This is a genomic window from Bradyrhizobium sp. SZCCHNRI3043, assembly GCF_032377735.1.
GTDB lineage: Bacteria > Pseudomonadota > Alphaproteobacteria > Rhizobiales > Xanthobacteraceae > Bradyrhizobium.
On sequence record NZ_JAUHID010000001.1, the window covers coordinates 635051 to 647147 of the forward strand.

The window sequence follows — 12097 nt, forward strand, 5'->3', positions numbered from 1 at the left end:
TAGGGACGGGCTGGCCGCGAGAGAACTCGCGGACCAGCGATCGCACCGGCCTATTGGTTTTCTTTCGACTGGCCCATGATCTCCTGCGCCGTGAAGTTGATGCCGCAGGTCGGGAAGGAGTTGCCGACGAAGAAGTTGTCGGACTGTGCCGGGAAGTAGTCCTGATCCTTCTTGAAGCTCGGATCTTCCACGACGGCGAGCGGCAGCTTGACCGATTGCGGCACTACCTTGCCTTCGAGGGCGGCGAGCGCGACCTTGATCGCGACCGCGACCTGCGCAGGGCCGGTACCGGCGGAAGAGCATTTCAGGCCTTCGGACGCCTTGGCGGCGCAGAACTTGCGGAAGCCGTTTTCGGTCTCGCCACCGAACGGCACCATCTTGTGCTTGGCGTCGAGCATGGCCTGCACGATGCCGGTGTCGCCGCCCTGGCCGGAGATCGCATCGAACGGGCCATTGGTCGCGATCGCATCCGCCGTGGCCTTCTGGGCGACGCCGTCGTCCCATTTGCCGACGACCTCGGTGACCTGCCACTTCTTGCCGGAGGCATCGAGAACGGAGTGGAAGCCGTTGTGCCGGTCGGTGTCGACCGAGGTGCCGGCGACGCCGCGCACCTCGAGCACCTTGCCGCCGCCGGGCACGTTCTTGACCAGCCACTTCGCCCAGAGTTCGCCGAGACCCTTCTGGTCGACATTGACGTTGATCGCATCTTCCGTCGCAAGGATGTTGTCGAAGGCGACGAGGATCACGCCGGCCTGCTTGGCACGCTTGATCACCGGCCCGAACGCGGTCGGGTTCTGCGCGTTGACGACAATCGCGTCATAGCCGGAGTCGATGAAGTTGTTGATTGCCGAGATCTGGGCCGGGACGTCCTCGCCGGTCGAGACGACCTTGAACTCCTTCAGCTTGGCCTTGACCTCCGGCTGCGCCGCATAGGCCTTCGCGGTCTGAATCATCTGGATGCGCCAAGTATTGGCGATGTAGCCGTTCGCCAGTGCGATGCGGTACGGGCCCTTCTTGGCCGGAAACTTGAAGAACTTGGTGTCCGCGGTCCACGGCACCATGCATTCAGGCTCGGTCGCCGGTCCCTTGACCATCTCCGGCTCCGCCAGCGCCTTGCCGGCAAACGCCGTGACCAACACCAGCGATGCACAAGTGGCAAGGCATCGCGCCCTCATCGACTTGGACGACATTCGTGACCTCCCCTGTTGTTGTGGCGCCAAATCAATGACGCATGTGCGAGACGCCTCTTTGTTTCCGGAGGTTTGTGCGAGCATTGCTCGTCGTCTCGACCCGCCAAGCGTTACTGATCAATGACAGCGCTGTCAATTACCGTCGCGCGGCTTTTGCCAAGCGGCCGGTCGCATGTCATGAATATGGTTCGGACAAATCCGCGTGAATCAATGTTGCAAGGATCATGTCTCAGAAGCGTCGCACCACGCTGGAGGACGTCGCCCGCATCGCCCATGTCAGCGCTGTCACCGTGTCGCGGGCGCTGCGGCGGCCCGATATGGTGTCGCCGGAGTTGCGCAAGCGGATCGATGCCGCGGTCGACAGGCTGGCCTATGTGCCGAATTTCGCGGCGAGCCGGCTCGCCTCGACCCGCACGCATTCCATCGGCATCGTCGTATCGTCGCTCTCCAACGGCATCTTCGCGGACTACCTGCAGGCGATCTACGACGCCCTGCTGCCGCTCGGCTTTCGCCCCGTCGTCGTCAGCAGCCGTTATTCGGCGGAGGAGGAGGAGGGCGCCATCAGGACGCTACTGGGCCAGAACATCGAGGCGCTGATCCTGGTCGGGGTGAATCAGACGCGGGCCGCGCGGCGCGTTCTCGAACGTTCGCGGATTCCGGTGGTGCAGACGTTCGAGCTGACCGACGATCCGATCGATCTGAACGTCGGACTTTCGCAGCGCCAGGGCGGCTATGCCGCGACCCGCTTCCTGATCGGGCTGGGACATCGGCGGATCGCCTACCTCTCCGGACAGCGCGACGACCGGGCACGAGCCCGGCTGGAGGGTTATCGCGCGGCGCTGACGGAAGCTGGTTTGGACGGCGAGTCGCTGGTTGCCTGGCTCCCGGCACAGACGACGATCTCGCTGGGGCGGAAGCTGACCGAGGAGATGCTCGCGAGCGGAGCTCCCGATGCGATTTTCTGCTGCGATGACAACATCGCGCTGGGTGCGTTGTTCGCCTGCCAGCAGGCGGGGCTGGAGGTCCCGCGCCGGATCTCGCTGATCGGCTTCAACGACCTGGAATTCGCGGCGGCCTCCAATCCGCCGCTGTCGACCGTGCTGACGCCGCGCGCCGACATGGGGCGCGTGGCGTCCGAACTGGTGCTTCAGGTGATCGCCACCGGCAAGCGGCCGAGAACGCGGCGGATCGACCTCGGTTTCGAGATCGTCGCACGCGGCAGCACCGGACCGCACCTCGTGGCTTCGTGATGATGGTCGCGCCCTTTCGGGCGCAGTGCTGCACGTGGTGCGGCCGAGCACCCATTGCATCACCCACGAGCAGGCCAATCTCTCGCAAGGAGGCAGCGGCCGCGCTGGGCGAGATCGCCGCGCCGGCCACCAGCGTTCCCGACCGCCTGGCGGACCAGGCGGTAAGCCAGATGACGAGCCTTGCGACGATCACGTCGCGGCCGATCGCGCGCGAGCCCCGAAGCGCCGCGCGCCGCACGTTCTCGTGCACCCCACGCCCCGTTCTGGACGGCTCCGATATTGTCTGACAGAAACGTCGGACGCATCCATCGGGCATCATGACCGCTGCAGCGCAAACGGGGGAGAGCGGCCGGCCAATCCGGCCATGGTGACACGCCTCCGTTGCCTCGGCCGTCGCGCGGCCGCGTGGTGATGCACCGTGCCGAGGTCTGACATGACCGAGGACGAGCTGCAAGAGAAGCCGGAGAGCTGCCATGAACGCCAATGTCAAACTGCCTGCCGCAAAGGGCGTCTTCATCGACAACACGTGGCAGCCCGCGCGGTCGGGCCGCACCATTGCGATGCTTGCTCCGGCGACCGGCCAGGTGATCGCTTCGATCGCGGCAGGGGATGCGGCCGACATCGATCTTGCCGTGGCGGCGGCGCGCCGCGCGCTCGAAGGCCCGTGGGGCCGGCTCGCCGCGGTGGACCGCGGGCGCCTGCTGTCGAAGCTCGGCCGCCTCGTCGAGGACAACGCCGAGGAACTCGCGAAGCTCGAAGCGGCGGATACCGGCAAGCCGATGAAGCAGGCCAAGGCGGACGTGGTCGCGGTCGCGCGCTATTTCGAATATTACGGCGGCGCCGCCGACAAGGTGCATGGCGACACCATCCCGTTCCTCGACGGCTTCTTCGTCACCACGGTCTATGAGCCGCTCGGCGTCACCGGCCATATCATTCCGTGGAATTATCCGGGGCAGATGTTCGGCCGCACCGTCGCGCCGGCGCTGGCGATGGGCAACGCGACCGTGATCAAGCCGGCCGAGGAGGCCTGCCTTGTGCCGCTGCGTCTTGCCGAGCTCGCGGCGGAAGCCGGCTTCCCGGCCGGTGCGATCAATGTCGTGCCGGGTCTCGGCGAGGAGGCGGGTGCGGCGCTGTCGGCGCATGACGGCATCGATTTCATCTCCTTCACCGGCAGCCCGGAGGTCGGCACGCTCGTGCAGACGGCGGCCGCGAGGAACCACATCGGCTGCACGCTCGAGCTCGGCGGCAAGTCGCCGCAGATCGTGTTCGCCGACGCCGATCTCGATGCGGCGCTGACCTCGGTGGCCGCGGCGATCGTGCAGAACGCCGGCCAGACCTGCTCGGCCGGCTCGCGCGTGCTGGTGGAGCGTTCGATCTGGGACCGCTTCCTGGCCGACCTCAAGCTCCGCTTCGAGAAGATCACCGCCGGCACCCCGGAGATGGACCTCGATCTCGGCCCGGTCATCAGCGCGGTCCAGAAGACGCGGATCGAAAACATGCTGGCGCGCGCCGAAAGCGGCGGCGCCAGGCGCGTGGCGTCCGGCAGGATCGCCGACGGCGTGCCGAGCGAGGGCTTCTATGTGGCGCCGGCGTTGTATCAGCACGTCGCGCGCGACTCCGAGCTGGCGCGCGACGAGGTGTTCGGTCCGGTGCTGGCGGCGATGCCGTTCGACGACGAGGCCGACGCCGTCAGGCTCGCCAACGCCACCGATTTCGGCCTGGTCGCCGGCGTCTGGTCGGGCGACGGCTCGCGGGCGATGCGCGTCGCGCGCAAGGTCAAGGTCGGCCAGATGTTCGTCAATGGCTACGGCGCCGGCGGCGGCATCGAGCTGCCGTTCGGCGGCATGAAGAAATCGGGACACGGCCGCGAGAAGGGGTTCGAGGCGCTGTACGAGCTTGCGGCGATGAAGACCCTGATCGTCAAGCACGGCTAGCGGATTCGCATCTCCGATCAATTCCGCCGTGCGGACGTCACTGACAACGCCCCCCGGCGTTGTTGTTGTCAGTCCGCGCGGCGAGGCGCTAGAGCATGATCCGGAAAAGTGGAAGCCGGTTTTCCGAAAAGATCATGCTCAGACAAAGAGCTGACATCAGGGTTTGCTGAAGGAGACGAGCGGATGAGCGACGAAAAAGAATTGTTCGAGAAGGGCCTGAAGGTGCGCCGCGAGGTGCTCGGCGCGGCCTACGTCGATGGCAGCCTCGCCAAGGCCGACGACTTCATGATGGCCTTCCAGCACATCACCACCGAAATGTGCTGGGGCTATGCCTGGACTCGGCCCGGACTGGATCGCCGCACCCGCAGCATCATCAATCTCGCGATGCTGACCGCGCTGAGCAAGCCGAGCGAGCTGAAGCTGCATGTCAAGGGCGCGCTCACCAACGGCGTCACGGTCGACGAGATCAAGGAGATCCTGCTGCACGCGACCGTCTATTGCGGCATTCCCGCGGGGCTCGAAGCCTTCAAGGCCGCGCATGAGGTGCTGGTCGCCGAAGGCGCGATCGCCAAGAAGGACGGCGCAAAGGACGGCACATGAGCGCGCCGGGAAAGATCCTGTTCGTCGGCATCGGCAACATGGGCTGGCCGATGGCCGCGCGCCTGCTCGGCGCCGGCTTTGCGGTTGCGGTCAATGATGCCGTTCCGGAACGGGCTGCGGATTTCGTGCGCCAGGTCGGCGGCATCGAGGCGGGGGATCTTGCGGCCGCAGCGGCAGATGCCGAAGTCATCATCACGATGCTGCCGACCAGCAAGCATGTCGCGGACGCGGTCGGGACCCTGCGCGCAGGTCTGAGGCAGGGTCACGTCGTGATCGACATGAGCTCCGGCGCGCCGGCCGCGACGCAGGCGATCGCGGCCGATCTCGCCCCGCTCGGCGTGATCATGCTCGATGCGCCGGTCAGCGGCGGCGTGCCGCGCGCTGTGACCGGCGAGCTCGCGATCATGGCCGGCGGCGAGCCGGCTGCGCTCGATCGCGTCGAGCCGCTGCTGCGCGCGATGGGCACGACGATCCACCGCATCGGCGGCCTCGGCTCGGGCCAGGCGATGAAGGCGCTCAACAACCTCGTCTCCGCCGGCGGCTTCCTGATCGGCATCGAGGCGCTGCTGATCGGCCAGCAGTTCGGCATCGATCCCGGCCTGATGACCGACGTGCTCAACGCCTCGACCGGCATGAACAACTCGACGCAGAAGAAGTTCAAGCAGTTCGTGCTGTCGCGCCAGTTCAACAGCGGCTTCGGGCTCGACCTGATGGTCAAGGACCTCTCGATCGCGCTCGAGGTTGCGCGTGCCAGCGGGGTCGCGGCCCCATTCTCCAATCTCTGCCGCGAGCTGAGCGCGAGCGCGCAAGGGCTGCTCGGACCCGGGCAGGATCACACCGCGCTGGCGAAGCTGAGCGAGGCGCTGGCCGGCATCGAGCTGAAGGGCTGACTACCCCTGGCGCCGCAGGAAGCCGGTGATCGTCACCTTGTCCCAGATGCCGACCGCGGCAAACGGGTCGGCGCGGTTGAAGGCTTCGACCTCGGCGCGGCCGGCAGCCTCGACCAGGAACAGGCTTCCGATCATCGTCGACCCATCGTCGGAGACGAGCGGGCCGGACATCACGATGGTGACGGGCAGGCGGGCGGTGTCACCGAGATAGGCCTTGTGCGCGTCGTAATTGGCAAGCCGGACCGGCAGCGCGTCCGGCTTGTCGATCGCGTGAATCGCAAACAGCATGAATTCTCTCCGCAAGTTGAAGCCGGACGGCTCCATGCCGTCCTGCTTCCGGACTGATGGCTGATCCTATTTCGCGCTGAGCTTGCTCGCCTCTTCGAAGGTCGGGCAGGTCCGCTGCTCGAGCGGAACGTCGAACGGCTGGTAGTTGTCCTTGGTGATGACGGTCGGCTTCAGCACGATCTCGCCGACGACCGGCTGGCCGCGCAGCGAGCGGACGACCATCATGGTGCCGAGGCAGCCCTGGGCGAAGCCGTTATAGTCGCCGCTGGCGAGCAGCTTGCCGGACTTGATCGCGTCGATCGCCTCCTTGGTGCCGTTGATGCCGATCACCTGGGCCTTGCGGTTGGCGCCGTCCAGCGCCTCGATGGCGCCGACGGCCATGGCATCGTTGGCGGCAAGCACGCCGTCGATCTGCGCATTGGACTGCATCAGGTTTTCCATCACCTGCAGGGCCTGCAGGCGTTGGTAGTTGCCGGGCTGCGACGCCAGCAGCTTCGCGCCGGGATTCTCCTTGAGCGCGTCGTTGAACCCGCGGACGCGGTCGACATTGGTCAGCGAGCCCTTGACCCCTTCGATGATGACGATGTTGCCCTTGCCGCCGAGCGTCTTGAGCAGGAACCGGCCCGTCTCCAGGCCGAGGCTGTAGTCGTCGGCGCCGACGAAGGAGACGAACTTGCCGCCGGCCGAGCGGTCGGTGATGTTGACGACGGGAATCTTGGCGTCGTTGATCTTCTCGACGCCGGGCACCATCGCCTTGTAGTCGACCGGCGTGAAGACGATGGCGCTCGGCTTCTTCACCACCACGTCTTCGATCTGGCTGAGCTGCTCGGGGATCGAGTCCGGCTTGGTCGGGATGTAGTGCAGGATCTTGGCGTTCAGCACCTTCGCCATGTTGTCGGCGCCGACCCGCACCGTCTGGAAGAACGGATTGGTCTGGTTCTTGGTGAACACGGCGATGGTCTCGCCGTCGGCGCGGGCCTGCGTCGTGACAGCCGTGATCAGGAGTGCGAGCGCGAGGCTGTGCGGTATCCGGTGTTGCATGGTGTTTCCATCCCTCGTTTTCTGAGTTTGCTTATGAGCTCATTGCGTCGGGCGCCGCGTCTTCATGTCGAGCCAGACGGCGATGATGACGATGATTCCGGTGACGAGCGGCTGCCAGTTGGCGCTGATCGCGAGCAGGTTCATGCCGTTCAGCACCAGCGTCAGGATCAGGGCGCCGATGAAGGTGCCGAACACGGTGCCGACGCCGCCGAACAGCGAAGTGCCGCCGATCAGCACCGCGGCGATGGCCGGCAGCGTCAGGCTTTCGCCGATGTCGGCTTCGGCGGAGTTGAGCCGCGACAGGAAGATGATCGAGGCGAGGCCGGCCATGGTGCCTGAGACGGTGTAGACCAGCAGCAGCCGGCGCGCGACCGGAATGCCGGAGAGTCGCGCCGCGACCGGATTGGCGCCGATGGCGTAGATCTCCTGGCCCCATGTGGTGCGTTGCGCGAACAGCGTTCCGATCGCGAGGAACACCAGCAGCAGATAGACCGGGATCGGCAGTCCGAGCAAATAGCCGCTGCCGATCTGGCGGAAGCCGGCCGGGAAGCCATGAATGGTCTCGCCGGCCATGTACCAGTAGGTGACACCGTTCAGCACCCAGAGCATGCCGTAGGTCGCGATGAAAGAGGGGATGCGCAGCGCCGTGACCATGAAGCCGTTGAGAAATCCGACGCTGCCGCCGGCGAGCAGCCCGGTGCCGATCCCGAGTGCGGGCGAGCCGGTCTGATGGATCACGGTGCCGGCGAGACACGCCGACAAGGCAACGTTGGCGCCGACCGACAGATCGAGGCCGGCGGTCAGCACCACCAGGGTCAGGCCGGAGGCGATGAAGAAGGTCAGGCTCGCCTGCCTGAGCACGTTGAGGATGTTGCCGAGGCTGAGGAAGGAGTCGCTCAGCACGGTCAGCGCGGCGCAGATCAAGAGCGCGGCGAGCAGCCGGTAGAACACTTGCGCCGTGCTCTGCGACAGGAACGACCGCGGCGGCAGGACGCTGTCCTTGGTGATGTCGCTCATGACCGGCTCCGCAGCCCGTCGAGGAACATCGCGACGATGACGAGCGCGCCGACGCTCGCGACCTGCACGGAGGATGGCAGCGACACCAGATTGAGGCCGTTGCGCAGCACGCCGACCGCGATGACGCCGAGCACGGTGCCGAGCAGCCAGCCATTGCCGCGCTCGAACGAGGTGCCGCCGACCGCGACCGCCGCGATGGCGTCGAACTCCATTCCGAGCCCTGCGGTCGGATGTCCCGAATTCATCCGCGCGGTCATCAGCAGGCCGGCGATGCCCGCCATCGTGCCGCCGATCGCATAGACCGCGATCAGGAGCCTTGTCGGCGACAGGCCGGCATAGCGGAGCGCCTCGCGGTTGCCGCCGAGCGCGAAGACGTAGGTGCCGAACCTGGTGTGATACAGCAGGCCGTGAAACGCCGCGTAGGTCACGAGCCCCATCACGATCGGCACGGGGATGCCGAGCAGCGTCGCCGAATAGATGTCGCGCACGCCGTGGGGAATGCCGACCACGCTCTGGCCGTCGCTCACGATCAGCGACAGGCCCTGCGCCATGCCGAGCGTGGCGAGCGTGGCCACGAACGGCGGAATCCCGACGATCGCGACCAGCCAGCCATTGACGGTGCCGAATGCCGCGCCGACCAGCACCGCGGCGCCGAGGCCGAGCAGCACGGATTTGGTCGCGAGCGAGACGATGGCGACGCACAGCGACGTCAGCGTCAGCACCGCGCCCATCGAGAGGTCGAGCCCTTCGGTCATGATGATCAGGGTCATCGGCAGCGCGAGCATGGTCAGGATCGTCGACTGCACCAGCACGTTGGAGAGGTTCGCGGCCGACAGGAAGCCTGGCGCGATCGCGCCGAACAGCGCGATCAGTAGCACCAGGACGATCGCCACGCCCGGGATGCGCTGCAGCGAGCGGATCGGCGAAACGACGGCGGCGTCACTCATCATGCATCCCCAGTCGCACGATATTCTCCTCGGTCAGCTCGCCGCGCGCCAGGTGTCCGGCGATGCGGCCCTCGCGCATGACATAGGCGCGGTCGCAGACGTGGCAGATCTCGATCTGCTCGGACGAGATCATCAGCGCGGCGGCGCCCTCGGCGACCAGCCGGTCGATCAGCGCGAAGATCTCGGATTTGGCGCCGACGTCGATGCCGCGCGTCGGCTCGTCGAAGATGAACAGCTTGGCGCCGGCCGCCAGCCATTTGCCGATCACGACCTTCTGCTGGTTGCCGCCGGAGAGCAGGCCGACCGTCTGGCGCGCATTCGGCGTCGCGATCCGCAATTGCCGGATCAGCCCGTCCGCGGTGCGCTGCGCGCCGCGCGGATCGTAGAGGCCACTGGGAAACAGCTTCTTCAGCGCCGACACGACGAGGTTGTCGCCGACCGAGCGCAGCAGCGCCAGGCCCTCGCTCTTGCGGCTCTCGGGGATCAGCGCGATGCCGCGGCGGGCGGCGATATCAGGCTCGCCCGAGATCGGCTCGCCGTCGAAGATGATCTCGCCGGCGCTGACCGGATCGGCGCCGAAGATCGCGCGCGCCACCTCGGTGCGTCCGGAGCCGACGAGGCCGCACAGGCCGACGATCTCGCCGCGCCGCACCTCGATGTTGATGTCGGCGATCCCGGTCGGGGCGCTCAGTCCCTTGACCTCGAGCAGCAGCTCGCCGGGTGCTTCCGCGAACTGGCGCGGATAGGTCATGTCGACATTGCGGCCGACCATCATGCGCACGAGCTGGTCGGGCGTGACGTCGGCGGGGCTGACATCGCCGATGCGGCGGCCGTCGCGCAGCACGGTAATGCGGTCGCCGAGCGCGAAAACCTCGGCCATGCGGTGCGAGATGTAGACGATCGCCACGCCGTCCGCCTTGAGCCGTCGGATCAGCGCGAACAGCAGCTCCGCCTCGCGGTCGGACAGCGCCGCCGTCGGCTCGTCCATCACCAGGATCCGCGCATTCTGGCTGATCGCTTTCGCAATCTCGACCATCTGCTGCTGCGCGACGCCGAGCGTGTCGACGATGACAGAAGGATCGATGTCGAAGCCGATGCTGTCGAGCACGCGCTTGGCGTCGGCCAGGATCCTGCGGCGGTCGATGGTGCCGGGCAGGCGGCCTTTCGGCTCGCGGCCGAGATAGATGTTCTGCGCGATGTCGAGGAACGGCACCAGCGAGAATTCCTGGAAGATCACGGCGATGCCGAGGTCTCGCGCATCGGCCGTCGAGGCGATCGCAACCTTCTTACCCTTGTAATAGACCTCACCCGCATCGGCGCTATAGGCGCCGCACAGGATCTTCATCAGGCTGGATTTGCCGGCGCCGTTCTCGCCGAGCAGCATATGGACTTCGCCCGGGTAGATCGCAAACGAGACGTCGTCCAGCGCCTTGACGCCGGGGAACGTCTTGCTGATGCCGCGCAGCTCCAGCAGCGGCGCGGGCGATGAGGCTGCCATGGCTGCCGCCACGCTCATGGCCGCGCTCCGCCCGCAAAGATCTTGCCCGGATTCATCAGGCCATCCGGATCGAGCGCGGCCTTGATCGCGCGCATCACACCAACGGCCTCGCCGAGCTCGTCCTCGAGATAGTCGACCTTTCCGAGGCCGATGCCGTGCTCGCCGGTGCAGGTGCCGTCCATCGCGATCGCGCGCGCCACCATGCGCGACTGCAGCGCCTTGGCGCCGGCCAGCTCGTGCGCATCAGTTGGATCGATCAGGATCAGCATGTGGAAATTGCCGTCGCCGACATGGCCGACGATCGGCGCACTGAAGCCGTTGCTGTCGGCATCCCGGCGCGTCTCGATCAGGCATTCGGCGAGGCGCGAGATCGGCACGCAGACGTCGGTGATGACGGCGCGCGCGCCGGGGCGCAGGCCCAGTCCGGCATACAGCGTATTGTCGCGGGCGTGCCAGAGCCGGCTGCGATCCTCGGCGGCCTTGGCCCAGGCGAAGCCGCGGCCGCCATGCTCGATCGCGATCGCCTCCGCCGTCTGCGCCTGCTCGGCGACGGCGGCCTCCGAGCCGTGAAATTCCAGGAACAGCGTCGGGGCTTCCCGATAGCCGAGCTTCGAATAGGCATTGATGCCGCGCATCATGACGTCATCGACGAGCTCGATGCGGGCGGCGGGGACGGCCGACTGGATCAGCGCGATCGCTGTGTCGACCGCGTCGTGCAAAGTCGGGAAGCTGCAGGTTGCGGCCGAGATCGCCTGGGGCAGGGGATGCAGCTTCAGCGTGATTTCGGTGATCACGCCGAGCGTCCCCTCCGATCCAACGAACAGCCGTGTCAGGTCGTAGCCGGCGGCGGATTTGCGCGCACGCTTGGCGGTGCGGATCACCCGGCCGTCGGCCAGCACGACCTCGAGCGCGAGGACGTTGTCCTTCATGGTGCCGTAGCGCACCGCCATGGTCCCGGAGGCGCGGGTCGAACTCATGCCGCCGATCGAGGCATCGGCCCCGGGATCGATCGGAAAGAACAGGCCTGTCCCGCGCAGCTCGGCATTGAGCTGCTTGCGGGTGATGCCGGGCTGCACCACGACGTCCATGTCGGCGTCATGCACGGCCAGCACCTCGTTCATGCGGGCGAAGTCGAAACAGACCCCGCCCGCGACAGCCGCAGCGTTGCCTTCGAGCGACGTGCCGGCGCCGAACGGCACGATAGGCGTGGCAGCCTCGGCGCACAGCCTGACGATGTCGGCGACCTCCTGCGTTGTCTCGGGAAACACGACGATGTCGGGCGGCATCGCCGGATAGTACGACTCGCTCCGGCCGTGCTGATCCAGCACGCCGCGCGCGAGACTCGCGCGCGGCCCGATCAGGTTCGAAAGCCGCTCGGCCAATGCACCGGTGCCGACCCGCAACTCCATCATTCCTCCCGTCCGCTTCCTCGTCGATGACAG

General features: G+C 66.7%; 11 protein-coding genes. 4 read left to right on the forward strand and 7 right to left on the reverse strand.

Annotation, left to right across the window (positions count from 1 at the left end):
- Positions 1 to 50: 50 nt before the first annotated feature.
- A complete protein-coding gene (locus tag QX124_RS02980; RefSeq protein WP_315796193.1) occupies positions 51 to 1190 on the reverse strand; it encodes a sugar ABC transporter substrate-binding protein in 1140 nt (379 codons plus the stop codon).
- 224 nt (positions 1191 to 1414) lie between these two features.
- Between QX124_RS02980 and QX124_RS02985 the strand changes: the two genes are divergently transcribed.
- The 4 genes from QX124_RS02985 to QX124_RS03000 all read left to right on the forward strand — a co-directional run bounded on the left by QX124_RS02985 (position 1415) and on the right by QX124_RS03000 (position 5864).
- The gene (locus QX124_RS02985; protein ID WP_315796195.1) at positions 1415 to 2440 is read left to right on the forward strand and encodes a LacI family DNA-binding transcriptional regulator; all 1026 of its coding nucleotides are present in this window, start codon (positions 1415 to 1417) and stop codon (positions 2438 to 2440) included.
- Between the two features lie 473 nt (positions 2441 to 2913).
- Entirely contained in the window at positions 2914 to 4374 is a 1461-nt protein-coding gene (locus QX124_RS02990) for an aldehyde dehydrogenase family protein (RefSeq protein WP_315778907.1), read from the forward strand.
- A gap of 183 nt (positions 4375 to 4557) precedes the next feature.
- Entirely contained in the window at positions 4558 to 4974 is a 417-nt protein-coding gene (locus QX124_RS02995; protein ID WP_315736685.1) for a carboxymuconolactone decarboxylase family protein, read from the forward strand.
- Positions 4971 to 5864, forward strand: a complete 894-nt coding sequence (locus QX124_RS03000) for an NAD(P)-dependent oxidoreductase (protein WP_315778906.1) — start codon at positions 4971 to 4973, stop codon at positions 5862 to 5864. Before QX124_RS02995 ends, QX124_RS03000 begins: the two co-directional genes overlap by 4 nt.
- Here the strand turns inward: QX124_RS03000 and QX124_RS03005 are convergent, their stop codons facing one another.
- The 6 genes from QX124_RS03005 to QX124_RS03030 all read right to left on the reverse strand — a co-directional run bounded on the left by QX124_RS03005 (position 5865) and on the right by QX124_RS03030 (position 12064).
- Complete coding sequence (locus QX124_RS03005; protein ID WP_315778904.1) at positions 5865 to 6152, reverse strand: YciI family protein; 288 nt, start codon at positions 6150 to 6152, stop codon at positions 5865 to 5867.
- A gap of 66 nt (positions 6153 to 6218) precedes the next feature.
- Positions 6219 to 7193 carry a sugar ABC transporter substrate-binding protein gene (locus QX124_RS03010; RefSeq protein ID WP_315771357.1) on the reverse strand — a complete coding sequence of 325 codons (975 nt, stop codon included), beginning with the start codon at positions 7191 to 7193 and terminating at the stop codon, positions 6219 to 6221.
- A 39-nt stretch (positions 7194 to 7232) separates the two neighbouring features.
- A complete protein-coding gene (locus QX124_RS03015) occupies positions 7233 to 8210 on the reverse strand; it encodes an ABC transporter permease (RefSeq protein ID WP_315796197.1) in 978 nt (325 codons plus the stop codon).
- The gene (locus QX124_RS03020; protein ID WP_315796198.1) at positions 8207 to 9157 is read right to left on the reverse strand and encodes an ABC transporter permease; all 951 of its coding nucleotides are present in this window, start codon (positions 9155 to 9157) and stop codon (positions 8207 to 8209) included. The genes QX124_RS03015 and QX124_RS03020 overlap by 4 nt, the downstream gene beginning before the upstream one ends.
- The gene (locus QX124_RS03025) at positions 9150 to 10673 is read right to left on the reverse strand and encodes a sugar ABC transporter ATP-binding protein (RefSeq protein ID WP_315796200.1); all 1524 of its coding nucleotides are present in this window, start codon (positions 10671 to 10673) and stop codon (positions 9150 to 9152) included. Before QX124_RS03025 ends, QX124_RS03020 begins: the two co-directional genes overlap by 8 nt.
- Positions 10670 to 12064 (reverse strand): FAD-linked oxidase C-terminal domain-containing protein, encoded by a 1395-nt coding sequence (locus QX124_RS03030; RefSeq protein WP_315796612.1) that lies wholly within the window; start codon positions 12062 to 12064, stop codon positions 10670 to 10672. Before QX124_RS03030 ends, QX124_RS03025 begins: the two co-directional genes overlap by 4 nt.
- Positions 12065 to 12097: the final 33 nt, after the last annotated feature.